Source organism: Paenibacillus agricola (assembly GCF_011440305.1).
Classification (GTDB): Bacteria; Bacillota; Bacilli; order Paenibacillales; family NBRC-103111; genus Paenibacillus_S; species Paenibacillus_S agricola.
Window position 1 is genome coordinate 209,956 of sequence record NZ_JAAOIW010000010.1, and the last position, 23,814, is coordinate 233,769.

At 46.8% G+C, this 23,814-nt stretch carries 20 protein-coding genes; 14 read left to right on the forward strand and 6 right to left on the reverse strand.

Going from position 1 to position 23,814, the window contains the following annotated elements:
• Nucleotides 1-19: 19 nt before the first annotated feature.
• Nucleotides 20-340 carry a dehydrogenase gene (locus G9U52_RS24835; RefSeq protein ID WP_166153341.1) on the reverse strand — a complete coding sequence of 107 codons (321 nt, stop codon included), beginning with the start codon at nucleotides 338-340 and terminating at the stop codon, nucleotides 20-22.
• A gap of 180 nt (nucleotides 341-520) precedes the next feature.
• On the opposite strand from G9U52_RS24835, the gene uptA reads away from it, so the two are divergent.
• The 4 genes from uptA (at nucleotide 521) to G9U52_RS24855 (ending at nucleotide 2,993) form a co-directional block, all read left to right on the forward strand.
• A complete protein-coding gene (gene uptA / locus G9U52_RS24840; protein ID WP_166153342.1) occupies nucleotides 521-1,129 on the forward strand; it encodes an undecaprenyl phosphate transporter UptA in 609 nt (202 codons plus the stop codon).
• A gap of 129 nt (nucleotides 1,130-1,258) precedes the next feature.
• A complete protein-coding gene (locus G9U52_RS24845) occupies nucleotides 1,259-1,825 on the forward strand; it encodes a thioredoxin family protein (protein ID WP_166153343.1) in 567 nt (188 codons plus the stop codon).
• A 12-nt stretch (nucleotides 1,826-1,837) separates the two neighbouring features.
• Nucleotides 1,838-2,503, forward strand: a complete 666-nt coding sequence (locus G9U52_RS24850) for an MBL fold metallo-hydrolase (RefSeq protein WP_166153344.1) — start codon at nucleotides 1,838-1,840, stop codon at nucleotides 2,501-2,503.
• A 256-nt stretch (nucleotides 2,504-2,759) separates the two neighbouring features.
• Nucleotides 2,760-2,993, forward strand: a complete 234-nt coding sequence (locus G9U52_RS24855) for a hypothetical protein (RefSeq protein ID WP_166153345.1) — start codon at nucleotides 2,760-2,762, stop codon at nucleotides 2,991-2,993.
• A 217-nt stretch (nucleotides 2,994-3,210) separates the two neighbouring features.
• On the opposite strand, the gene G9U52_RS24860 is transcribed toward G9U52_RS24855, so the two are convergent.
• Both G9U52_RS24860 and G9U52_RS24865 read right to left on the reverse strand, forming a co-directional pair.
• The gene (locus G9U52_RS24860; RefSeq protein ID WP_166153346.1) at nucleotides 3,211-3,639 is read right to left on the reverse strand and encodes a hypothetical protein; all 429 of its coding nucleotides are present in this window, start codon (nucleotides 3,637-3,639) and stop codon (nucleotides 3,211-3,213) included.
• A 176-nt stretch (nucleotides 3,640-3,815) separates the two neighbouring features.
• On the reverse strand, nucleotides 3,816-4,196 hold the full coding sequence (locus G9U52_RS24865; protein WP_166153347.1) for a hypothetical protein: 381 nt from the start codon (nucleotides 4,194-4,196) through the stop codon (nucleotides 3,816-3,818).
• A gap of 158 nt (nucleotides 4,197-4,354) precedes the next feature.
• On the opposite strand from G9U52_RS24865, the gene rpiA reads away from it, so the two are divergent.
• Complete coding sequence (gene rpiA, locus G9U52_RS24870; RefSeq protein ID WP_166153429.1) at nucleotides 4,355-5,032, forward strand: ribose-5-phosphate isomerase RpiA; 678 nt, start codon at nucleotides 4,355-4,357, stop codon at nucleotides 5,030-5,032.
• Entirely contained in the window at nucleotides 5,033-5,512 is a 480-nt protein-coding gene (locus G9U52_RS24875; RefSeq protein ID WP_166153348.1) for an 8-oxo-dGTP diphosphatase, read from the forward strand.
• Nucleotides 5,513-5,587: 75 nt separating this feature from the next.
• Here the strand turns inward: G9U52_RS24875 and G9U52_RS24880 are convergent, their stop codons facing one another.
• On the reverse strand, nucleotides 5,588-8,470 hold the full coding sequence (locus tag G9U52_RS24880) for a glycoside hydrolase family 2 protein (RefSeq protein ID WP_166153349.1): 2,883 nt from the start codon (nucleotides 8,468-8,470) through the stop codon (nucleotides 5,588-5,590).
• Between the two features lie 149 nt (nucleotides 8,471-8,619).
• Between G9U52_RS24880 and G9U52_RS24885 the strand changes: the two genes are divergently transcribed.
• From G9U52_RS24885 to G9U52_RS24910, 6 genes are all read left to right on the forward strand, one after another.
• Nucleotides 8,620-9,552 carry an ArsR/SmtB family transcription factor gene (locus tag G9U52_RS24885; RefSeq protein ID WP_166153350.1) on the forward strand — a complete coding sequence of 311 codons (933 nt, stop codon included), beginning with the start codon at nucleotides 8,620-8,622 and terminating at the stop codon, nucleotides 9,550-9,552.
• 243 nt (nucleotides 9,553-9,795) lie between these two features.
• Nucleotides 9,796-12,123: an AraC family transcriptional regulator gene (locus tag G9U52_RS24890; protein ID WP_166153351.1), complete on the forward strand. Its 2,328-nt coding sequence runs from the start codon at nucleotides 9,796-9,798 to the stop codon at nucleotides 12,121-12,123.
• A gap of 207 nt (nucleotides 12,124-12,330) precedes the next feature.
• Nucleotides 12,331-13,290, forward strand: a complete 960-nt coding sequence (locus G9U52_RS24895; protein ID WP_166153352.1) for an ABC transporter permease — start codon at nucleotides 12,331-12,333, stop codon at nucleotides 13,288-13,290.
• Nucleotides 13,291-14,172 (forward strand): carbohydrate ABC transporter permease, encoded by an 882-nt coding sequence (locus tag G9U52_RS24900; RefSeq protein WP_166153353.1) that lies wholly within the window; start codon nucleotides 13,291-13,293, stop codon nucleotides 14,170-14,172.
• A gap of 80 nt (nucleotides 14,173-14,252) precedes the next feature.
• Nucleotides 14,253-15,410 carry an enolase C-terminal domain-like protein gene (locus G9U52_RS24905; RefSeq protein ID WP_166153354.1) on the forward strand — a complete coding sequence of 386 codons (1,158 nt, stop codon included), beginning with the start codon at nucleotides 14,253-14,255 and terminating at the stop codon, nucleotides 15,408-15,410.
• A gap of 60 nt (nucleotides 15,411-15,470) precedes the next feature.
• The gene (locus G9U52_RS24910; protein ID WP_166153355.1) at nucleotides 15,471-17,030 is read left to right on the forward strand and encodes an extracellular solute-binding protein; all 1,560 of its coding nucleotides are present in this window, start codon (nucleotides 15,471-15,473) and stop codon (nucleotides 17,028-17,030) included.
• Between the two features lie 214 nt (nucleotides 17,031-17,244).
• On the opposite strand, the gene G9U52_RS24915 is transcribed toward G9U52_RS24910, so the two are convergent.
• Nucleotides 17,245-20,346 carry an immunoglobulin-like domain-containing protein gene (locus G9U52_RS24915; RefSeq protein ID WP_166153356.1) on the reverse strand — a complete coding sequence of 1,034 codons (3,102 nt, stop codon included), beginning with the start codon at nucleotides 20,344-20,346 and terminating at the stop codon, nucleotides 17,245-17,247.
• A gap of 469 nt (nucleotides 20,347-20,815) precedes the next feature.
• Between G9U52_RS24915 and G9U52_RS24920 the strand changes: the two genes are divergently transcribed.
• Both G9U52_RS24920 and G9U52_RS24925 read left to right on the forward strand, forming a co-directional pair.
• A complete protein-coding gene (locus tag G9U52_RS24920) occupies nucleotides 20,816-21,199 on the forward strand; it encodes a MerR family transcriptional regulator (protein WP_166153357.1) in 384 nt (127 codons plus the stop codon).
• The gene (locus G9U52_RS24925) at nucleotides 21,196-21,957 is read left to right on the forward strand and encodes an SDR family oxidoreductase (protein WP_166153358.1); all 762 of its coding nucleotides are present in this window, start codon (nucleotides 21,196-21,198) and stop codon (nucleotides 21,955-21,957) included. Before G9U52_RS24920 ends, G9U52_RS24925 begins: the two co-directional genes overlap by 4 nt.
• A 373-nt stretch (nucleotides 21,958-22,330) precedes the next feature.
• Here the strand turns inward: G9U52_RS24925 and G9U52_RS24930 are convergent, their stop codons facing one another.
• The gene (locus G9U52_RS24930) at nucleotides 22,331-23,539 is read right to left on the reverse strand and encodes a cytochrome P450 (RefSeq protein ID WP_166153359.1); all 1,209 of its coding nucleotides are present in this window, start codon (nucleotides 23,537-23,539) and stop codon (nucleotides 22,331-22,333) included.
• Between the last annotated feature and the right edge of the window lie 275 nt (nucleotides 23,540-23,814).

Here is a 23,814-nt window from a genome sequence, read left to right on the forward strand (position 1 = left end):
CAGGCTCCAACAAACAGCTCTACCCGCCGAAGGCATCGCGGAATGCTTTGGACAATACCGCAGGGTCCACGTCCCATAGCTCTGCTATTTCGGGACCAATATGCTCATCCCACCAATCGGAGAGCAGGCGGCGGTTGCTGCCATTGGCCACGATCCATGGTAAATTCAACAGCACTTTTTTGTAATAAAGCTCATCAGCCTGCTTTACCAGCTCGGGTGCGATCCATTGCCCGAGCTTTTTGCGTGTTCGGAACAGCTCACGGCTGCAGGAGCGTCTTATTTTGCGCGCGGTTGGATATTCCTGGTCATGCTTTACATTATGGCTACCTGGGTTGGGCATACGAATCCCCTCCTTCCCTTAATGGGATATGTTAGGATATGCGGGCAAGGCCACAGGCGAACCTGTCCCGCTCGAAAATCGCTTTTGGTGAAGCTGGTTGGAGCGGTAGATGTATGTTAAAATAGACTTGGTTTAAAAGGCGGGATGTCTCGGAATAAAAGAGGAAGAGGCTGGACAAAGATGTTAACAGAATTGGTTCACAGCGCTTTAGTATTTATTGAAAGTCTAGGGGTTTGGGGGATTTTAATAGGATTGATGCTTGAGGTCATCCCAAGCGAGCTTGTTCTTTCGTTCGGCGGCTATTTGGTTTCGCAGGGTAAGGTGTCTTTCTTCGGCGCTGTCGTGTTCGGAACGCTTGGCTGCGTCCTGCAGCAGGTTATTCTTTACTGGCTTGGCAGATATGGAGGTCGTCCCTTTGTCGAGAAATACGGCAAATATTTAATGCTGAAAAAGCATTACCTGGCTATTGCCGAAAGATGGTTCGACCAGTATGGACCGATGATGGTTTTTGCTGCAAGATTTGTTCCTGTTGTCCGCCAAGCTATTTCCATTCCAGCTGGGCTGGCAAAGATGCCGATGCTCCATTTTCTTTTTTACACTACCCTTGGAACGATTCCTTGGGCGATCCTGTTCGTATATTTAGGACGGGCGCTTGGCTCCAATTGGGAACAAATTGATCAAATGGCGGCACCTTACATGAGACCCCTGATTTTTTCAGCCGTTGTTCTTGCTTTGCTCTATATTATTTATAAGGTTTTAAAAAGCAGACGCAGGCGCCAAAGGAGATAATTTCACCTATTTTCCTCATGTAGCAAGTATTATGGACGATTTGACCGCCCCGAAAAGTAGGGTTTGTTTTCTTGGCGATTATTCATTAAAATAAAGAAGATAGTATCCCAAAAGGAGGTTTTATGATCCATGAGCACAAATCTGCAAAGCAAGCTTGGAACCGGCTTGAAGCCGCAGCAATTTATTGACGGTATGACGAAGAATAAGGAAAAATTTGTGGAGTGGTCTGACGCTTTTGTATGGGAGAATACGGAAGATAAGGAGTTTTTTGAATCCTTGAATAACCGTGACGATCTACGTTGTCTGGCTTTAATCGCCGATTGGTGCGGAGATGTTATTCGTAATGTGCCTGTAGTATTCCGTGCACTGGAAATATCGGGAATCCCGACAGAGGTTTTGATTAAGGAAGAGCACCAAGATGTAATGGAGCAATTCCTGACAGGAGGCGGCGAAGCAGTCCCGGTTATTATTTTCACTGATTTCAGCGGCCATGTGCTTGGTCGTTGGGGACCCCGCCCAGATCATGTACAATCCATAATGACACAGTTCAAGAAAGAAAACCCGGATCGCACTGCGGCCGATTACAATGAGAAGATTCAGGTGGCGCGCCAGGAAATGGGCCGTCAATATGGAGAAGGCATCGGCTATCAAAGCGTTATCGTTAAAGAACTTCGCGACCTGATTTCTTCGTTTTAAGGCGGGCGCTGTATGAGTATTGAAGGCTTAAAGATTGAATCGTTCTCTTTGGGTCCCATTGGAACGAATGCTTATCTGCTGTCCAGGCCAGAGGAGAATAAAGCAATTATTATAGACCCCGGTATGAATCCAAAGCCACTTCTAAAGCGGATCGCGAACCTGCAGATTGAAGCCATTCTGCTGACGCATGCGCACTTTGACCATATCGGTGGTGTCGATGAAATCCGCAAGCTGAAAAGCTGCCCCGTTTATCTTCATGATGCAGAAGCGGATTGGCTGACGAATCCGAAGCTTAACGGATCTACGAAATATCCGGAGCTAGGCGCACCTATTGAAACCGATCCAGCCGAATTTGCGTTAGATCAAGGGCAGACCTTGAAGCTGTTGGGCTTGGATATTAAGGTTTTACATACACCAGGGCATTCTCCAGGCAGTGTCAGCTTCGTGCTTGGACCTTATCCAGCAGACTCGCCGCTTTCGGGTACCCATCTGTTCGGCGGCGATGTGCTATTTCGACTGTCAGTCGGACGTACCGACCTGCCTGGCGGCAGATCCGAGGAGCTGCTGGATTCCATTCACGGCAAGCTGTTCAAGCTGCCGAACGAGACCGTGGTTTACCCCGGACATGGCTCGAAGACGACGATCGGCTATGAACGTGATAATAATCCTTACGTATAGCTGTAAACTCCTACACAAGTTAACCTCAAAGCTTCTTACGTCTTCGCTCTTAACCAGCGGGGATGAAGGAGCTTTTTTGTTGTATCCCTATACATAGGGTAAACCAGATTTTAGCTATTCAAATAGAGGAATTTGGTGTACCATAAGGTTACATGTACTTCCTTTATTTGGATGCTGCTTGCTACTCCCCTTCTATGTAACTAAAGGGTTTTGCTGTCATTTACATATATCAATATTTGACGATTGAGGGATATCCATGAAAAAAACATTAATTTGCACGACCCATATCGGTTATGCAGACAAGCCGAATTTCACCAACAACTGCACTTATGTAGTTGAGAAAGAAAATCAGGATGGATACATAGTCGTTAATAATAACGGCAAAACAAGATTGATATCTTTCGAGGATGTTGGAGAGGAAGAAGAGAAGAGCTTCAGGTTAGAATATAAAACTGAACTTGAAATATTTCTTTTAGTCACCCTGACTTGAAAGCGTATCCAATAAAACAATTCCTCATTTGGCTATCCATTACCATAGGTGCTTATAAGATGGAGGAGGCGCTTTCACAGATAGTAGGAGACCGAGGAATTGATTTGGCCTTGGTTGATATGCACATGCCTGAGACGGCAGATATGGAATGGGTAGATCATTAGCAAGCTGTGAATGGGGTACCTAGTACATCGGTCTAGCCTTCGGGCAACCCATTTTATTTTTCTGCATGGTTTGCAAGATGCTTTAACAGGGGAAGCACAGCGTAGAGATCATTGGAAGGCAATAGCTCGATAATCGCAATTATTTCTTCCTTGAGGGTCATGTTTTTCGTGTTATCAGGCTCGTTATTAATGGCAGTGCTGACGGGTACAGCTGGTAGGGCTTGCGGGGTTAGTACAGCTTGTACGGCTTTTACAGCTTGGACAGGCTCATCCGATGTAGACGCAATCATATCCTCAATTTGTGCCAGACTTATATTTTCGATTTTTTTAGCATCATCATCATAGAATAGTATTTTCTGCTCATTAGAATCGAAAGACAGGATTCTTCCATGGATCACTCTTTTGGAACGGGCGTTGATATAGTGCATTTCTACTATTGACTGTGATTCTTGCCATTGATGTAATTGGTCTGAAATACTCATTGGTTATTCAACTCCATTACTTCGTATAAACAAATAGTACCACTTTTTTTAAGTGAATGATTGTTAATTTTTAAACATTAAATAATTTTATATAACTATACAGACCGATTCTTAGACTTATAAGCATAAAAAAGAGACCTGCCATAAAGGCAAATCCCCTATAATCCGAGTTTTATTTAAAGCTCAATTTCCGCTATTTTCATAATGTCGGCGAAATCATCATCGTTTTGGCTTAATTGTTCAGCGGCCTCATCGAGCTTGGAGGTTGCCTTTTGCTTAAAACTGTCCAGTGCAGCCGTGTCGACTTGAAAATTCTCAGCTTGTTCAGCTAGTCTCTTAATAAAAATTAATTCAAAAAAATAATCCAAATCCAATATTACACCACGCGCTTGTCTTTTTTGTGGATTTTGAATCGTGTAGACGTCGCTGCTGGTCTTATTGGCATAAGAATCAAGAATTTCTGAGAGCTTGTTGGTCTGATTGAAATCGAATACATCTATCATGTTTTCGGCAATAAGTTCCAGTAAATCTGCAGGAACGGCGGTCGGCTTTTCCATGGTCCACTACACTCCTCACATGAACTTGAGAACGCTAACAATCTTCTTAATTCCTCTATTATGACACGGGAAGCGCATTCATTCAAGCTGTAAGGGATGGAATTCTGAAGTATGGTATAATAACAGCAAAAAGAGGCGAGATGAAGGCAGTGAAAACAATGAGTCCCAAAAAAATAGCCGCCGAAAAAGCGGTTGAATGTATCCAGACTGGCATGACGATTGGATTGGGTACAGGGTCAACGGTATACTGGGCTATCCACAAAATTGCCCAAAGAATCCATGAAGGATTAATGATACGCGCAGTAGCCACCTCAAACGGCTCCGAGCAATTGGCGCAGCAATTAGGCATACCGATTGTACCCTTTTCAGAAATCGGCCAGATTGATTTGACCATTGATGGTGCAGATGAGGTGGATGCTCATTTTGACTTGATTAAGGGCGGAGGCGGGGCGCTGCTTAGAGAAAAGATTATTGCTGCCAACAGCAAGCAATTTATCGTGATTATTGATGAATCCAAACAAGTCGACAAGCTGGGACGCTTCCCACTACCCGTTGAAGTCGTCCCTTTTGCCGCTGAGCTTACGATCCGCCAAATTCGTGATTTGGGATGTACGCCTAAGATTAGGACTACAGACGGGCAAACGTATAAGTCGGATAATGGTAACCTTATTATTGACTGTGACTTTGGGGAAATTACACAACCCGCGTCATTAACCGCCAGGCTTAATAGCATTCCAGGTGTTGTAGACAATGGGCTATTTGTACAAATGGCAAGCTGCCTAGTGGTAGGCTACAAGGATGGAACGGTGAAGCTTGAGTATATGGGGGTTAATTAAATGCCCGATAAGGTTATGTATAAGCTGTATACGATGTGTATGGTGCAAGACGGCACGAAGGTGCTTTTAATGAACAGGCCGGATAGCAAAGGTTTCCCGGGGTACATCGCTCCTGGAGGCAAGGTGGATTATCCTGAGAGTATCGTTAACGGAGCTATTCGGGAGGTGCACGAAGAAACGGGATTAATTATTCATGACATTAACTATAAAGGGCTGGTTGAATTTTGCGAGCCCAATCAAGGACTACGCTATATGGTGTTTAATTATTTGGCCACCTCCTTTGAGGGAACGATACTTGAGCATCCTCCTGAGGGCGAGCTGTTATGGGTGGAGATTGAGGAAGCCTGCAAGCTGCCGATGCAGGACTGGTTTAAGCAAAGATTTCCTTTGTTTTTTGAGCAGGGGACATTCGAGATCAGCTCCGTCTGGGATGAGGCAAGTAATGAGACCTTGGAAAAAACAGTTAGGAATTATGTTTAAGTCGATCTCACATGAAAAGAAAAGCACCTCTCGATCCACTATTGAAGCGGAGGAGAAGGTGCTTTTTGTAATAGGTTATATATAACGGACGAGAATATCGATCGGATAGCGGCCTGCATTGCGGCCGTATAAGCATAAGCCGCCGGAGCCGTCAGGCAAGTTCGCAGGCACCTCCAGCCTTAGCCGGAACGAGCCACGGGCAATAATGGCAGGCGCCAATCGGCTGGGAATCCGAATATGCTGCAAGTAGCCGTAGGAGCCAGCCTCATCAAGCAAACGGTCATTGGTCTGATAGTGCCAAGACAGCACGCCTTGACTATCCGCAGGATCATCCGCAAGCTGCCGCTGATCCACTAACGTTCCGTCAATGTATACATGGAAGGTGCTTGGATGCTTGTGTTCATCCGTCATGTAGTAGGAATTGACGTTCATGCCGGGATCCGCCTTTCTACCGTGCATATAAGAGAGATCCGTTGAATGTGGGTTATCGATTTGCTGCTGGTCTTTGCTTAGCAATATTTTGGAGCCTGCTTCGAAAAACAGATCGAGATCCCCGAATGGGTTGCCGGCGGTCAGGCTGGATATGTCGATTTCATATTCGAAAAATCCTCCCTTGGCGCCGCTGCCATTCACTTTGCTGCCTTGCAGAGCTTGCCAGGCATATTCCCATTGCTGCTCAGAGAAGCTTGCTGGCGCGGATTGAAGCCATTGCCCTTCTAGAGCGAACAGCCCCTGCTTCGTTTCGCTGCGCACATCGAAGGTGATAAAGTTACGCGCAACCGCATTGCAGGAAGCTTGGGAGGGATCCTTTAATTCCACGGCGAGCACAGCTACCGCATCAAATTCCGGCATGTACATGGACAGCGGAGCTAATACCGTCGTTCCGTATTGGTTCCAGCTAATAGGGAGGATGCCTTGGGCGGCTATCGTCTTTACCCCCAGATGGTCGTACCATAGCTCCCAGGATAGCTGCATGCTTTGGCCATGGTACGTATCGGCAAAGCTGGATATAGCGATGGGTACGCTAACTGATTGGCCGCCAGTAACTGTCGTGCAAGGAGGCGCATCGATCACGATAAAGTCAGGCTGATGCAGGTCACGCAGGCTCATCCCTTCGCAGAAGCCGCCGTAGCCAAAATCCTTCTCCGTGTCGTCAATACGGTAATAGCCGTTAAATTCGTTGACGACATCTTTAAACTCGGTGAAAATAAAGCCGCAAATGTTCTCATGTCTCCGAAACTCATTCAGCATATAGCGGTATTGCCAGCCTAAATCGCTATCCCCAGCGCTGCCATCAATACCCCAAACCGCGCCGCATTCGCTGTTCATTAGGGGTGCATCCGACTGCTGGTGGCCGTCGATATAATTCCAGGTCGAGCCTGGATACGTGCTGCTCGCTGCTGTTTCAATATGGTCACGTACCAATTGGTAGCCATTGAGGTAAAAATGCCAGGTATTCAAATCACTTTTCACATGGTCATAACGACAAGGCGAATTATCCTCGATCAATCTCGTGGGATCAAGCACTTTAGCCCATTCATACACTTCCTTGACCCAGGCTTGTGTTTCTGGAAGGTAAGTAGAGACAGGCTTCCCTGTACCATCGTCGATTTTGTGCAGCAAGCCCCAGGACTCATTAAAGATCACCCATGAAATGATCGAAGGGTGGTTCCAGTCGCGCTGAATCGTTTCAAGCGCCTCCGGTTTATAGGCATTGGTGGATTGCTCGTCGGGCGTTCCCCAGAAGCAAGGCATATCCTCCATCACCAGCATACCCAGTTTGTCTGCCCAATACAGCTTGCGTGGCTCCTCCGGTTTAATGTGGATGCGTACAAAATTTAAACCAAGCCGCTTTAAGCGATATATTTCATCGTGCATCTCGCCATCGGTTGGGTAAGTAAAAAAGCCTGTAGGGTGGAACGATTGGTCAAGCGTGCCATTCAAAAATATCGGCTTATCGTTCAGCGTAATCCAGCGTGACTTCAAGCCCTCTTGTTGAAAAGTACCGACGGTACGGATGCCAAAATAGGTTTCGATCCGGTCGCCTTGAGTATTTCTGCCAGCAGCCTCAAGCGTGATCGTTCCCTCATATAAATGTGGGCTTTCCGGGCTCCAAAGCAACGGATTGTCGACTTGGAATTCCGTGGAGAAAAACTGCATGCCTTCCGTTAATACGAGCTTCACCGTATGGGATACGCTTCGAGTCTCTGCTGCAGCACTGTAGGGAGCTCCGGCCTGAGTACCAGATGCGGTGCCATCCACAGCACCGCTGCTAAAATCAAAATGTAGCGTTGCTTCTACAGCCGTCGCGGCCTGAATGACACCCTTAACCACAATGCGGCCATCCAGCTCTGTAATGAACTGGACATGGTCCACATATTGCTGCGGCCTTGCTTCAAGCCAAACGGTCTGCCACATCCCGCGAATTTCTCCATACCCTTGCTTGCCCCGGGTTTGATGCTCTTCATCCTGGTCTTCGACGCGGATAACGATCAGGTTGTCCTGATTGCGCTTCCAAGCGCCAGTGACCTCCAGCTCAAAAGTTCCATAGCCGCCGATATGGCTGCCGACGGCAATTTCGTTCACCCATACCGTGCAGTGGTAATCGACGGCGCCAAATCTAAGGAACAGCCGCGCATCCTCCGCTTGGGAATCCCATTGCACAGCTCGACGGTACCAGCCGATACCTTTCGTATTCTCGCCAATGCCCGATAAGGGAGAGGCCCAGGAGAAGGGGACGGTAATTGTGCGGTTAAATAAGTCGGAAGCTACTGTGTCAGCTAACGCTCGTGTATCGAGTGTATCTGTTGCACACTGAAACCATTGATCAGCTACACCGCGGTTATCGGTATCGAAGCCAAAGGCCCATTCTCCATTCAAGTTCAACCAGTCGGTTCGTTGCCAATCCGGTCTTGGGTATTCGGGACGAGGTAAATGTGTATTGGAAAGCGACATCATTGTGCACAACCTTTCATTGATTATTGAATATACAAAATATACAATGTATATTATACAAATGCAATAAAAACATTTGTTAAACACAATATACATTGCGATATCATAATGTTTACTTGATTATTATTAAAGGAATGAGAGGATGACCCTATATGTCAGAGGAACTACCCAATACGATCAAACGAATTCCCGCCCACCAAATCCAAGAGGTAGCCAAGGCGCTTTCGGGGGATTTGCGGCTTCGCATCCTAGAAGCACTTGGCGAACGGTCGAAAAGCATTTCGCAGCTGGTGGAGGAGCTGGGTGTAGCCCAGCCGACCGTTTCGATCAACGTGCAAAACCTGGAACAGGCCGGGCTGGTAAGCTCCGCCACCTCGGGCAGCGGTCGTGAGAAGATTTGCTCCCGCGTGATGGACGCGCTGCTGTTCGAGCTGCCGCTGCGCCCTGGCGAAGGCTTGCAGCAGGTCGAGGAAATCTCGATGCCGGTTGGCCTTTACACAGATTGCATCATCCAGCCGCCATGCGGTCTTCAAGGCTTGGAGGGTGCGATTGGCTGCCCGGATGATCCCCGTGCGTTCTATATGCCGGAGCGGACGAAGGCGAACCTGCTCTGGTTCAGCGAAGCCGGCTTCGTGGAATATGCCTTCGCCAATCCGCTGCCTGGAGGCGTGCCGCTACAAAAGCTGCTGCTGAGTGCGGAGCTATGCTCGGAGGCCGAGGGCTATAAGCAGGATTGGCCATCGGATATATCGCTTAGCATTAACGGCAAGTGGATAGGCACCTGGACCTGCGAGGGGGACTTCGGGGACAGAAAGGGCAGGCTGTCGCAAAGCCTGCAATTTGGCAGCTCGCAGTATGGGCAGCTGACCGAGTGGAGCGTCACTCCTGAGGGCAGCTCCATCAATGGGGTGAAGTCCTCCGATACGACCCTCGCGGAGCTGGATCTTCATTACAACCGCCCGATTAAGGTGCGGCTAGAGGTGCGCGCGGATGCCGAGAACTGCAGGGGATTGAACTTGTTCGGAGCCGGCTTCGGCGACCATCCCCAGCATCTGCTGCTGCGCTTTGTCCGCGACGATCTGTAGCTGCATATGGAAACGCATAGCCTAAAGCGGAGTAAGTTGACCCTTCTGGAGAAACGAAGTGCTCGCCTTTGCAGCCGGATTCTTACCTATATGGGATTAAGAAATTCAAAGAATCCGGCTGCAACAGCGATTGGAGGAAGGGTCATCTTGCGCAGCGCCTTTTGCTGATGCTTATATAGCACTAAAATTTAGCACGCTGATTTAGCTAGCCAACCAATAAAGCGAAGGGTGTGAAGTGGGAAGATGAACAAGCATAAGAGTAGAAATAGGGGAACCATCTTTTGGAAAAACCTAAGCCTTGTACTGCTGATCACTTGCATCCCTATCGCTACTATAAGCGTTATTTTATATTATATCGGAACCGACCGGATTGGGACGGAGGTCCATAATGCCCACCAGAATCAGCTTGCTCAATCGATCCAGCATATGGAGGATTATTTATCCAATCTGGAGCATTCGGTGGTTAGGCTTGCTTTTGACAGAAGCTTGGACGAAACGTTGAAGCAGCTGGATTTTATCCAGGAATTCCAAAAAACAAACGAACTCATGAAATCGTTTTCATTGATGGTCGAATCCAATTCCTTGATCGGTGGTGTCAGCTTATATTTGCGTGATGCCAACAAGCTAATCAGTGATGATAATGGCTTTCAAGCGGTTCAGTCCGAAGAGGACAAGAAGCTGCTGGAGTCGTTATTGGAGAAGGAGCGTACCATTTACTGGAATTATTCGTTAAGAAAAATCGGCACACCTGACACTATGATGAAAGCGATTGTGATCAAGCTGCCTGGCGGGCAAATGTATGATTCCTTTGGCGCTTTTATGATTTATTTGGATCAGGCGAAGCTGAATAATATGGTGCAAAAGCTGGCTTCCGGAGAAGGTGTTGCCTTTCTTTTTAACGAGTCTGGGCAATACTTGACCACACCACGTACGAATGAAGCGACGATTGAGCAGCTCACGCTGGAGGATACCTTAAGAAGCCGGATTACCGAGGAGGATCTGAACGAAAATACGTTCAAATTTGACTGGCAGCGGCAAAGCTATACTGTATCCTATGGAAAAATTTCAAAGCTCGGCGGAAAATGGACCTTTGTTTCGGCGACGCCCCTATCACAAATCGTGGCTCCCGTAACCTCCTTGTCGAGGCTTATTTTAATGATCAGTATATTTGGGCTATCCATTGGCCTCTTGCTGTCATGGTTTGCCTCGAATAAGATTTATGATCCTATTTACCGTTTGAAAAGGCTGTTTGAAGCAGCCAAGCCACCAAGATCCGATGAAAAAAATGAAATCATTTATATCGAAAATCAATGGAAGGAGCATCTGGAGGAGCAGCAGGTGCTGTCTACACGAATCGAGGAGTCGATTCCAACGCTGAGGGAAAGCTTTTTGCTGCAGTTTCTGCGAGGTCATTTATATACCCATACGGAATTAGAGCTTATCGATAAAATGAAGCAGCTGGATTGGGATGTGGAGCATAAAAGCTTTGCCGTTATGGTGGCCCAGCTGCATGGGATTTCCGACCTCGGTGGCAAATTCTCGGAGCGGGATGCCCAGCTTATTACGTTCGCTGCCTCGAATATTTTGCTAGAGCTATGCTCCGAGAAACTGAATAAGGTGCATGTGATCAATTTTCAGGACTTGTCCGTTGGTGTGTTTTTCGTATTGGATAAGAGCAGCACGAATGAGCCGCTTAAAGCAACGCTCAACAAGCTTGCCCATGACTTCATCGCGGCGGTGAATAATGTGCTGCGTTTGAAGGTAACGATTGTCACGAGCAAAATATCCGATTCGATTCTCGACACACCTAATGTGCTGGAGCAGACGCGCAAAGCGTTGCGTTTCCGTGATCTTCATACCTCCAACCAAATGCTGGATATGAACCAATTTATGATGGACAATACGAGTCAAACGCATTTTCCCTCCGACCTGGAGCGAGAAATTGCCCATACCGTCAGCATGGGCCTCGAAGAGGAGGCTGTCCGTCTAATCCGGCAGTTTATGAAGGAGCTGCAGAGCAATGACAGCACGGAGCTCATGGTGCATCAGGGGATGATGAAGCTGCTGGGCACCTTGCACGATACGATGGTCAAGCATGATGTCAACCTGTATGCGCTCTACGAGGGCGTCCATTTGTACGAGCAGCTGATGCAGCTATCGGAGCCGGAGCCCATTGTGGAATGGTTCCAATATAAGCTGATTCGCCCTTTTATTAAAACATTAACGATGACCTATGATGGCAATCTCCGGGAAACGATGGAAAAGCTGCTAACGCAAATTCAAGCAGACATTTTAAAAGATGTATCGCTGGAAATGTACGCGGATCAATTGCAAATGAGCTCCTCCAGGCTGAGCAAAGCATTCAGGCAAATGAATGGCAGCAACTTTATTGATACAGTCATCCGTTTGCGGATTGAGAAATGTAAGGAGCTTTTGGTCACTACGGATATGAAAATAAATGAAATTGCCGAGCAGCTGCATTACCAGCCGTCCTATTTAATCCGCATGTTCAAGAAAAGCGAGGGCATAACACCAAGACAATACCGCGAAAAGCATAGCCAAGAACGGTAGATGTGGGTGCTGTACCCTGCATCCCCACCTTCTATCCTTGTATAGAGGGCTTTTTGGACTCCTCGCAAAAAAAGACGATCTCCGGAAATTTTGCAGGAGCATAGCAATAATTTGTTGTTATTGTGCTTGAGCTGGCAGCGGCTTAAAGTAAACGCAAGAGCTCTAACAAGAGCCAGAACCTAATGAATGAAGTGAGGAGGAAAGGGCATGGATATCCAAGCCGCCAAGTCAATGTCGCAAACGCTTACTAAAAGGAAAAGCCGATCATCACTTTGGGCGGAGCTTAAACGTGATAAGTATCTTTACCTGCTGGTACTGCCAGGCGTGCTGTACTTTCTCGTATTTAAGTACTACCCGATGTGGGGCGTCATTATCGCCTTCCAGGATTATTCCCCTTATATGGGTGTTTTAAAAAGCACCTGGGTTGGATTTGAGCATTTTATCCGGTTTTTCACGAACCCCAGCTTCTATCTTTTATTTCGCAATACGATGATGATTAGCTTGCTTAGCTTAGTTTTCTTTTTTCCATTACCTATTGTGTTGTCGCTGTGTATGAATGAGGTTAGTAATAAATATTTTAAAAGGATCATTCAATCGATTGTGTACTTGCCGCATTTTTTATCCTGGGTCATTATTGCGGGCATTACCTTCTTGCTGCTGTCGCAAACGAATGGGATTGTGAACCTGATTTTAGAATTTATGGGGGCTTCCAAGATCGCCTTCCTGACCAGCGAAAGCTTGTTCTGGGCATTGCTGACCGGGCAAAATATATGGAAGGATACCGGCTGGGGCACGATTATTTTCCTTGCGGCCATAACGGGGATCGACTCGCAGCTGTATGAAGCGGCAAAGCTTGATGGTGCCAACCGCATCCGCCAAATGTGGCATATTACGCTGCCGGGTATCCGCAACGTCATTATTATTTTATTGATTCTCAGGCTCGGTCATATTATGGATGTTGGTTTTGAGCAAGTATTCCTGATGGCCAATGGCGCCGTAGCGAATGTTTCCGACGTATTTGAAACCTATGTGTATCGCAACGGGATCCAACAAGGGCAGTTCAGCTATACGACAGCAGTAGGATTATTCAAATCCGTGATTGGGCTGGTGCTTGTCATAGGGGCGAACTGGATGGCCAAGCGTTTTGGTGAGGAGGGTGTGTATTAAATGAGGGAAGGCTTAGGAGATCGACTATTCATTTATGCCAATACACTGCTGCTTATTGTGATCGGTATCATCACCTTGTTTCCACTTTATTATGTATTTGTTGTTTCCTTTACCGAGCCGAGCGAGTATATCGAAAAGTATGGCTTTGTGTTATTCCCGAGCAAGTGGAGTCTGGGCTCCTACGAATATTTAATGTCCACCTCGGCCTTTATTCGGGCTACTGGGGTTAGTGCCTTTCTGGCAACGGTAGGCACCGTCTTAAGCCTGATGATCACCTCCGCCTTCTCCTTCGGGTTATCCCGTAAGCGTTTACGCGGCAGAAAATTGATGATGATGATGGTCATGTTCACGATTTTGTTTAATCCGGGAATTATTCCCTTGTACTTGTTGGTCCGTGACCTGGGCCTCATTAACAGCGTGTGGGCGCTAATTATTCCGGTGCTGACCAGCGGCTGGTATGTGATCCTAATGAAAAGCTTTTTCGACAGCATTCCGGTGGAGCTGGAGGAATCGGCAATGATCGATGGCTGTAATGATCTAAGTATCTTTTTTCGTATCATCCTGCCGCTTTCCGCTGCATCGCTTGCCGCCTTTGGGTTATTTTACGCCGTGGCCTATTGGAATACGTTCTTTAGCGCCGTGTTGTATATTAATGATTTTACAAAAGTGCCGTTACAAATTGTATTACGCAACATGCTGATCGATTCCGATACCGCGATGGGCGGGTCCTCTGCCGTGGAGATGGCTTCGGACAAACAACTGCCAACCCAAACGATCAAGATGGCTGCGGTGGTCATTTCGACACTGCCCATCCTGCTGGTCTATCCCTTCCTGCAAAAGCATTTTACAAAAGGCGTTATGCTAGGCTCGGTTAAAGGATAGCCCGTTCAATAGATAGCCCGTTCAATGGATAACTCGGTCAAAGGGTGAGCCCAACAAATTGAAAATAAGGAGCAAACACGATGAAAAACTTTTCGGACTTGGACAGTAGCTGGCGTATTGAAAAAATTGAGCAGGTGTTGATGAAGGGGGAACGCCGCAGGCTGGCGGGCAGCAATGCAAGGCTTGGCGTCCATGGTAAAGAGGTGAGCTTCCCGCTGGTTCGACTTACAATTGGAGGTATTGCCGGCTATAGCTGGTCCCGTGTTTCCCGTGAAGCTGCGGAGGCGATGATCGGCGCTTCGGTTAGCGAAATTTTTTGTGAGGACCAATGGATTAAAGACCGGTTTCAAAGTATTCAATTTCCTTTGCTCGATTGGCTGGGACAGGTCAGGGGTATACCGGTTTATGAGCTGTTAACCGAGGAGAAGTGGACATCGCCGCTTAGTGTTGCCTGCTACGATACGTCGCTTTATTTTGACGATCTGCACCTAAGCTCGGAAGCAGAAGCCGTTAAGCTGCTGCAGGAGGAAGCGATGCAAGGCTTTGACGAAGGATTCCGCGGGTTCAAAATTAAGGTAGGCCGCGGTGCGATGCATATGGATTTGATGGAGGGCACGAAGCGGGATATCGCCATTGTTAATGGAATTAGGGATGTAGTTGGTCCTGAATGTAATATTTCAATTGATGCCAACAATGGCTACAACCTGAACCTGACCAAGCATGTACTGAAGGAAACGGCGCAATCCAACCTGCTGTGGATAGAGGAAGCGTTCCATGAGGATGATCGGCTGTACCGTAATCTTAAGGAGTGGCTGGTTGAGCACAATTTGCAGGTGCTGATCACCGATGGGGAGGGCCACGCTGCCGGACCTATTGTCGAGTGGGCCGAGCAGGGCTTGATCGATGCAATCCAATATGATTTGAAGGATTATGGCATTATTAATTGGCTGAAATTAGCCAAGCGGCTGGCCAAGAGCGGTGTGAAGGCTGCACCGCATAATTACGGCGGCTTCTATGGCAACTATGCATCGGCACAGGTGTACCCGGCAATTGAAGGCTTTATGTTCGTAGAATGGGATGAGGCACAAATCCCCGGTATCGATACATCAGGCTACTCGATTAAGGACGGGCATATAGCGGTGCCAACGACGCCTGGGTTCGGCTTGCACATTGACGAAGCGAACTATGAAAGCATGGTACGTGAGCATGGCTGGGTACTTCAAGCGGTTCATAAATAAAAGCGAGAATAAAAGTGAAATAAAAGCAAGATCAATTTAAAATTTGGGAGATGAGTTTTTATGATATTAACTGGATCAAACCTGCTTAGAAAAAAGACGTTGCTAGCTGTTTCCACGTTGGTCGTATTCTCGTCCTTCGCCGCCGCTTGCTCTTCCTCCACGCCAACACCGGCTGCAAGCCCCGCAACGGCTACACCGGGCAAGGAAGAAGCCAAAGCACCAGGGAAGCCTACGGAAATTAAAATTATGACGGATTATACGATCGCCCAGCCCCCATCCCCGGATAACGCGGTGCAGAAGGAATTTGAGAAAAGGACAAATACGAAGCTGACCGTCCAATGGGTGCCAGGCGGCGATTATGGGGACCGTGTTAATGTGGCCTTGGCTGCTGGAGATATCGCCGATCTAATTAAAATTCCGAATATCAATACGCCTTTATTCCGGCAAATGGTCAAGCAGGGCGCCTTCTGGGATTTGACGCCTTATGTCAAAGACTACCCAAACCTGGTCAGCTTGGATCCCAAGGTGTGGAACAATACCAAAATCGATGGCAAATCCTTTGCAGTTCCCGCTGGACGCCCGATGAACGGTGGCGGCTTCTTTTCCATCCGTAAGGATTGGCTGGATAAGCTGGGCTTGCAAATGCCAACCAATATGGATGAGCTTTATACGGTATTGAAGGCTTTTAAGGACAATGCGCCTGATGGCAAGAAGGACACGACCGGCTATACCATGCGCGGAGGCTCGTTTATTTTTGAAGAGGTGTTCAACGGAACCGTTGGTAAATGGAAAGTAAAGGACGGCAAGCTGATCAATGTGACACTGGAGCCAGAAACGAAGGAAGCCTTGGTCTATTTGAATAAATTATACAAAGAAGGACTCATTCCACAGGACTTCCCGGTTATGAAGGAAAACCAGTATTGGGAGCTGGCAACAAGCGGCCGTGCCGGGCTTACTCAGGAAACGCCGGAGGCATTATTCCGTTATACGATGGATCAATGGAAGAAGGATCCGAAGGTAGAGTGGACACCGATGCTGTCTCTCGCCCCCAAAGCAGGAGGCAAGCCTCATGTATCCCAAAGCACAGGCATGAATGGCGTGCTGGCTATACCGAAAACCGTTCCAGAGGAAAAGATGAAGGCGATTTTGAAATTTATTGATTACGGCTCTGGCGGCGAGGGCTTGGATTTGACCCTCTATGGCATTAAGGATGTCCATTACACCGTTACAGATGGGCTCAAGCTTGCCAACGATAAAGCGGTGGCGGATAGCGTAGGAACGGGCTCGTGGGGCAAAATGTTCAGTACGCCTGTAGCAGATTTGTGGCAATATGCGGCGGGTATGCCCAAAGAGGTTTATCAAAGAAACATGAAGCTTGTTGAAGAAAAATCTAAAATTTCAACAGGTGATCCATCCATTGGCTTGGTCTCCGAGACGGAGCTTAAAATGGGAGCTGACTATACGAAAAAAATCGCGGATACAAAAACGCAGGTCATTATCGGCAAGATCCCGATGGAGGAATGGGACAAATATGTCGAGCAGCTGAAAAAGGATGCGAATTACCAGAAAATCATTGAAGAAATCAATATCGAGTACAAAAATCGGCAGACCCAAAAGTAAGTAGCAGCGATAAGCTGTAGTGATTGAAATGGGCTAAAACGATTGTGGGCTAGCTAGCCCCCTAATTCGTCTGCCGAAATATGAGCTGCAAAATTTAAGAGAAAGTAGAATAAAGGTAAACGGAAATGAAACAATCCGTTTACCTTATATTCATTCAATACAGCACATTCATTCCCATCATGAGGGTGTTTTCATATCTGAAAAAAACAGCCACTTACTGCAAGGTGCCGCGCAAGCGGAGAACGGCTACCGCCGCTTCCGCTCTCGTAGTATGCTCGTCTGGAACAAACAGGTTGCCTTCGCGCCCGATCAGCAGACCATGCTCGACAACCGACTGAATGTAGCCGCGCGCCCATGCCGGTATTTGGGCGTCATCCGCAAAAGAGGTTTGTGTACTATTCGACTCCCATTTCATGGCTTTGGCAAGCATAACGGCCATTTCGGAGCGGCTTATCGTCTGCTGCGGCCGGAGTGTACCATCCGGATAGCCTTCTAATATGCCGCGCTCCACCGCTGCACTAATCGTTTTTGTTGCCCATGATGGAATATTTTTGCTATCGACAAACGCCAGCTCGTCCGCTTCAGTTCCGGAAGATAACCCAAGTGATCGCATCAGCAAGGTCGCAAATTCCACTCGCGTCACCAACCCGTCCGGACGAAAAACGCTCGGAGAATCGCCTTCGACGATCCAATTTGCAGCCGCCTCACAAATTTGCGACATTGCCCAATGGCCTTTAATATCGGTAAACATGCACGGCGGACCCGCCGGTGTCAACGGTGTCTCCGGTGTCACTGGTGTCATCGGCTGCTGCTCTTTTACTGCCTGTCGGTGTAGGATCAAGGCATAGGTCTTGATTGTGCCGTTCTCCGCCTTGACGGAAATCTCAAACTGATTGTCCCCATCATCCAACGAAACGGTTTTTGCGCCGGTTAAGGCTTCGCCTTTCATGGTTACGGACGCATTTACTTCAGTGGGGACCGCCCGAATCTCGACCAGCTCCGCAGCTGTTTCGGACCTGTAGCTGGCGGTTCCGGCAGCAAACGCCGGGCTTAACGCTAGTTCATACCCTTTGGATGTTACGATAAGCTGTTTGAGATCCGCATTTCCGTATAGATACCCACCCTCACTGGAGGAATCGCCGCCGGAGCTGCCGTCCGAGGAGCTGCTCCTTGCGTTCACATGAACCGTCCGTGTCACTTCCACAGCTGCGTTGCCGGAGCTGTCCTGTACGTTGTAGCGCAGCGTATAAGTCCCTGGGGTTTGGTTGTCTACGATCCCTGTCACCGTTATTGATAAACTGCCCTCGAAGCTATCGAGAGCAGTTGCCCCCGGATCAACAAAAGTTTCACCTTCTGTAAAGGCAATGAAGCTCACTCCCAGGAGTGTAATAACCGGAGCTTGCGTATCCGTCACATCGACGGAGCGTGTCACCGCCGTCGCCGGATTACCTGTCTGATCTGAAACATGGTATGTGAGCGTATAGGTACCTAGCCTTCTGGTGTCGACGCTTCCGGTTACGGTAATTTGCCCCGTGATATCTCCATCGACAAGATCATGGGCTGTTGCCCTTGGATCTATAAAAGACTCCCCCGCTTCCACTTGCAAGGTATTGCTTCCAATGAGCGTAATGACCGGAGGGGTCGTGTCTACGATAAACGTGTTGCCCTTGGAAATACGGCTCTCATTGCCCGCAGCATCCGTTACCGTCGCCGTTACCGTATGCTCACCTTCGGAAAGAGCTGATGGCGGCGTCCACATCCAGCTTCCATTGGCCACAACCGTAGTCGTTCCCGCTGCAGCTCCGTCCAGTACAAGCGACACCGTAGCTCCCGGTTCCGCCGTACCGCTGATAGTTGGCATCGCATTGTTCGTCATCTGTCCGTTGCTCGGAGTGGTGATGACAGGCTCTGCCGGAGCTGTCGTATCCTCTACATTAAACGTTAAGGATTGCAGTTGTTCGTGCGCCAGAACGGAATCGTTCGTTGTTATGTTTATCGTATAGGTTCCCGTTGTGTAGCTGATTCCGTCAAGCGTAACCGGAAAGCTGAAGGTCTGATTGCCGCTGGTGGCATTAGTGGCATACACATTCTGGGCTACCGTAGCGTTTGATGCGTCTTTTATGGAGTAACTGACTACCAATGGCTCACCGATACTGCCATCCCGTACATAACCAGAAATCGTAAACTGGTTATTCGCCAGCTCATTGGAATATATCAATGAGGAAAGCGGATTTACCCTTAGTGTGGGGGAAAAAGTTTTCAAGTAAGGGTATGTTATATTTTCTTGAATTCCCCAAATCGTTGGGTTCCAACCCCCGTAAGTGGCCATTTGTTTCATAGCGTTCTTAATGACGGCTCCGTCTGTTCCCGATGCCGAGCCAACGGTTTGCAGGCCAGGATTATCGCTCACGTTCCAGTAGGAGCTGGTTACATTCGGCGAAATATCTTCGTTGCCGACCAATCCGCCTTTCAAGCCGGAGCCACTGCTCACAATTCCCGCTGCATAGCTGTTGACAATAGTTCCACCAAACGATGTGCCCACCAACCCGCCTGTATGATTGGCAGTAGTTCCAGAGACATTGCCGGTTGCATAGCTGTTTTCAATACGACCGTCTAAGTTACCAACCAGGCCACCAATTGCCGAGTTGCTTGACACATCGCCTGATGCGTAACTTTCCTTGATAACACTGTCCCATGAGTTATACCCAACTAACCCCCCTGTATTGGTATAGCGAAAGTTTAACCGGGCATGTGATTCGCTGTTTGTGAGTGTGCTTAGAGATTGTCCGACTAAGCCGCCTGCCGTAAAACCGACACCCTTCAACTCACCAGTCACCGAAATATGGTCAATCGTGATCTGGGACGAACTAGAAAAACCAATAAGTCCGCCGATATTGGCACTTGCACTACTCGACGTAATATCTATATTCTCCAGTCGCACATTCTTAAACGTTGCGGCTCCATTCGCATAACCAAAAAGACCAATATTACTATTGGACGAGTTGATGGTTAATCCGTTAATCGTATAACCGGCTCCATCGAAATTGCCTTTAAACGGGTTGCCGCTACCGGGACCGATTGGCTGCCAATTTCCGAAGGCTGATAGATTAATATCTGCCTGAAGTTTGTAGCTTAACGTCAACCCATCCCGAATATGATCTAAATCCGCCGCCGTTTTAATGATATAAGGATTTCCCGAGGTTCCATCCCCCCCGCCACTGAAGCTATAAGCTGCCTGAACATTCAAAGGCCATAATCCTATTAAGGACAACAGCGCAAGCAGGGTAGTTAAACATATCGCCAACCTCTTTTTCATTACAAATTCCCCATTTCATTTAATATTCCAATCGCACCTAAAAAATGAGTCTCCCCAATCAAGGGGTTATCTCTTGGACAAACACCAACGACTGCAAGAATAGACAGCTAGAGTCAAAAGATTATTTGGCAATGTTCCTTCGATATGCATATTAACAGATCGCAATGAAAGAATTCTGAAAGAAACTGACCTTTACTTGATAAGTCAGCATAAATCCACATCGTACCCATTGCACACCATTTTGCTGCATTTAATTGTGATACGGTTCTCCGCCGTCTATAACGGCAAATTAAAGGGCCGTCCTTTTTGGGATGGCCCTTTAATTGAAATCGAATGAGCTCTCGTTTGCAGAATAAAGCGATACTTTACAGCAATTTATTATTCTTTTAAATATTTTTTGTTGACTTAAACCATGGTTTAAGTCGTATCATAAGTCTTGTCGACAAGAAAGTTACTTGGGGGTCTCCAAATGAAGTATTGTTCTATCAGCGAAGCTGCAGCTAAACTCAATCTTCCAGAATCCACGATACGTTATTATGAAAAAAAAGGACTACTACCACTAATAGAGCGTGATGAAGCGGGCAGGCGGTTATTTTCAGAAGATCAAATTGCGCTCTTGGAAACCGTTGTTTGTTTAAAAAATACACACATGCCGATAAGTGGTATTAAGCAATATATGGATTGGGTAGTAGAAGGAGACGACACCATTGAACTCCGACTTGCAATGATGAAGAATCACAAGCGAGCCGTGCTAGCTGAAATTTCGTTGATGACAGAATCCTTAAAAGGAATTGACGTAAAAATTACACGTTATATAAACCAAAAAAATAAAGAAGAAGAGGGATTGATATGAAACTTTCAGGAAATACAATACTTATTACAGGCGGAAGTGCTGGAATCGGTTTAGCTTTTGCAGAACGCTTTATAAAAGCCGGGAACAAAGTCATTGTTACCGGACGACGTGAAAATGTACTTCAAGATGCGAAAGAAAGATTCCCTAGCCTTATCACTCATGTAAGTGATTTGAATATTGAATCCGAGCGTGTAGCATTGTTTGATTGGGCAACAACGAACTATCCAGAGGTCAATGTGTTAGTCAACAATGCAGGCATCCAACAACGCTTTAATGTGTTAAAAGCGGATGCGAAGAACAATTGGAGTTATTTCAGTAAAGAACTAACAACCAACATTGAAGCACCATTCCATCTGTCTATGATGTTCGCTCCGTTTTTTGCAACAAAGGAAGACGCGACAATCATTAATGTGACATCTGGGTTAGCTTTTACACCATTTGCGATTGCTCCTATTTATTCATCAACGAAGGCGGCGCTTCATTCTTTTACAATGAGCCTAAGACACCAACTTTCTGATACGTCTGTAGAAGTAATTGAGGTTGCTCCACCGGCAGTGAGCACAGATTTAGGCGGAGCGGGGTTGCATACGCATGGAGAACCATTAGATGCCTTCGCAGATGGAATTTTTAAAGGATTAGAAGAGGGTAAAGCGGAAATTGGATACGGTACTTCTGTGGATCGTTTACGCATGTCACGAGATAAAGTCGACGATCATGTAGCAAATATGTATTTGGCAATGAAAAACACAATTGAATAGTATTTGGCCTTAGCCCTATCCACCATTAAAGTGGGTGGGGCTTTGCTCTTCTCAAGCAACAGCTTCCTTCCAAAGCCGCACTCACGATCTAAGTCCTTAAAAGCGTCAATTGCATCAGTAGCTCTGCATGAAGATGAAAATTTTGTACTTGTGCCAGTCCACAAGTAATCTCTCCTGATCGCCGTCAAAAAACTTTGCCGTTACTTATGACACGGTTCACCGTATCACTCTAATTGTGAAAAACGTCAAGAGCCAATCCTTGCGGAAGGCTCTTTTTACTTCTCTACTCACTAACTTAATTAGTTGTTAGAAATAGTTGTGTTACAACAAATACGCAAACGAACAACCTGTAAATCCTTTATTCTTCCAAAAATTATTGACTAACACGGACAAGTAAACTGTTGAAACCCAATACTGCGCCATTTTTGACCGGATCAATTGTAAAGTCCTTCGAAAATGAGATAGATGAATATCTTTCGATTATTTCAGTTATGGCAATATTCGCTTCCAAACGTGCTAATGGCGCCCCTAAACAGAAATGAATGCCGTGCCCGAAAGCAATATGACGGTTTGGGCTGCGATGAATATCATATTTTGACGCATTTTCAAATTTACTTTCATCCCGATTCGCTGAAGCCAGCCAACCGATCACAATCTCACCTTTTCGTAAACGTTGACCGTTTAATTCTGTATCCTGAGCTACAATCCGCCTCAAGATATGAGCAGGTCCGCGGTAGCGCAAAGTCTCTTCCATCATTTGTGGCACAAGGGAGAGATCACTTCTAAGTTCTTTGTAAACATCCGGGTTTTCCAATAGGCAATATACCGCATTCGCAATCAAATTCGTTGTCGTTTCATTTCCTGCGACTAGCAGGAGACGACAGAATGGAATTAAATCCTCTTCGGATATCTTAACTCCCTCTTCTCCCGCCTTTATGAGTATGGAAATGATATCATTACCTAAATCCCCCCTTTTCTCCTCAATTATCTCATGGAAAAATTCGGCTAATGCTTCATCAGTCTTCAGCCTAATGTTTATGTTTTCATCCACATCCTCTTTTCTACTGCTCTTTGGAGAACCAACTAAGATATCAGACCATTCTTTAAATTTATCCATGTTCTGGGAAGGGACACCCAACATCTCTGCAATCACCACCATAGGGAGAGGATAGGAGAAATCCTTCACAATATCGATTTCTTCACTTCCACTGACACTATTTAGAAGCTGCTCTGTAATTTCAAGGATGCGCGGTTCCCATTCCTTCATGACTCTTGGTGTGAAGGCATGACTGACAATTGAACGAATCTGGGTATGCCTAGGAGGATCCAAAGCAATTATACTATTTTTCAATGTATTACCTGGCATTTGCGGAAAAACGACGGAGAATTTTTCCTTATCATCCGCTAGCCTTTTAACATCCTCATACTGAAATGCATTCCATGTACCCGTTTCTTCATGAAAATAAATAGGCGATTCTTTTCTTTTTTTCTCAAACCAAGGGAATGGATTATGGAAATTATTCGTATCCGTTCCTCCTAATATTTGAGCAAAAGGTATCAATTCTACTGCTTTGGGCTTCATAATGGTTCTAACTCCTTCACCGGTAATTTTATCACTCCTTTAATTTCCCAAATAGGTTGCAAAATTATTCCACACAACATGTTCAAATTAAACTGCCCGTTTAATTTAATACTACTGATTCTACTCGTAACTCTACTTTTCGCTTTACCACTATGGGAGATACGCATCAGCATATCATCTATAGGGCGAATTTATCGGGCTCCCAACCCATTGCGACAAAAATACCGGCAGGCATCCCCCTTCACACGTATGATATCTGTTGCCGTTTCGGTTAC

Bases quoted from the DNA above. Each gene is read 5' to 3' on its own strand.
- G9U52_RS24835 (WP_166153341.1), bottom strand. From the start codon at position 340: ATGCCCAACCCAGGTAGCCATAATGTAAAGCATGACCAGGAATATCCA.
- uptA (WP_166153342.1), top strand. From the start codon at position 521: ATGTTAACAGAATTGGTTCACAGCGCTTTAGTATTTATTGAAAGTCTA.
- G9U52_RS24845 (WP_166153343.1), top strand. From the start codon at position 1,259: ATGAGCACAAATCTGCAAAGCAAGCTTGGAACCGGCTTGAAGCCGCAG.
- G9U52_RS24850 (WP_166153344.1), top strand. From the start codon at position 1,838: ATGAGTATTGAAGGCTTAAAGATTGAATCGTTCTCTTTGGGTCCCATT.
- G9U52_RS24855 (WP_166153345.1), top strand. From the start codon at position 2,760: ATGAAAAAAACATTAATTTGCACGACCCATATCGGTTATGCAGACAAG.
- G9U52_RS24860 (WP_166153346.1), bottom strand. From the start codon at position 3,639: ATGAGTATTTCAGACCAATTACATCAATGGCAAGAATCACAGTCAATA.
- G9U52_RS24865 (WP_166153347.1), bottom strand. From the start codon at position 4,196: ATGGAAAAGCCGACCGCCGTTCCTGCAGATTTACTGGAACTTATTGCC.
- rpiA (WP_166153429.1), top strand. From the start codon at position 4,355: ATGAGTCCCAAAAAAATAGCCGCCGAAAAAGCGGTTGAATGTATCCAG.
- G9U52_RS24875 (WP_166153348.1), top strand. From the start codon at position 5,033: ATGCCCGATAAGGTTATGTATAAGCTGTATACGATGTGTATGGTGCAA.
- G9U52_RS24880 (WP_166153349.1), bottom strand. From the start codon at position 8,470: ATGATGTCGCTTTCCAATACACATTTACCTCGTCCCGAATACCCAAGA.
- G9U52_RS24885 (WP_166153350.1), top strand. From the start codon at position 8,620: ATGTCAGAGGAACTACCCAATACGATCAAACGAATTCCCGCCCACCAA.
- G9U52_RS24890 (WP_166153351.1), top strand. From the start codon at position 9,796: ATGAACAAGCATAAGAGTAGAAATAGGGGAACCATCTTTTGGAAAAAC.
- G9U52_RS24895 (WP_166153352.1), top strand. From the start codon at position 12,331: ATGGATATCCAAGCCGCCAAGTCAATGTCGCAAACGCTTACTAAAAGG.
- G9U52_RS24900 (WP_166153353.1), top strand. From the start codon at position 13,291: ATGAGGGAAGGCTTAGGAGATCGACTATTCATTTATGCCAATACACTG.
- G9U52_RS24905 (WP_166153354.1), top strand. From the start codon at position 14,253: ATGAAAAACTTTTCGGACTTGGACAGTAGCTGGCGTATTGAAAAAATT.
- G9U52_RS24910 (WP_166153355.1), top strand. From the start codon at position 15,471: ATGATATTAACTGGATCAAACCTGCTTAGAAAAAAGACGTTGCTAGCT.
- G9U52_RS24915 (WP_166153356.1), bottom strand. From the start codon at position 20,346: ATGAAAAAGAGGTTGGCGATATGTTTAACTACCCTGCTTGCGCTGTTG.
- G9U52_RS24920 (WP_166153357.1), top strand. From the start codon at position 20,816: ATGAAGTATTGTTCTATCAGCGAAGCTGCAGCTAAACTCAATCTTCCA.
- G9U52_RS24925 (WP_166153358.1), top strand. From the start codon at position 21,196: ATGAAACTTTCAGGAAATACAATACTTATTACAGGCGGAAGTGCTGGA.
- G9U52_RS24930 (WP_166153359.1), bottom strand. From the start codon at position 23,539: ATGAAGCCCAAAGCAGTAGAATTGATACCTTTTGCTCAAATATTAGGA.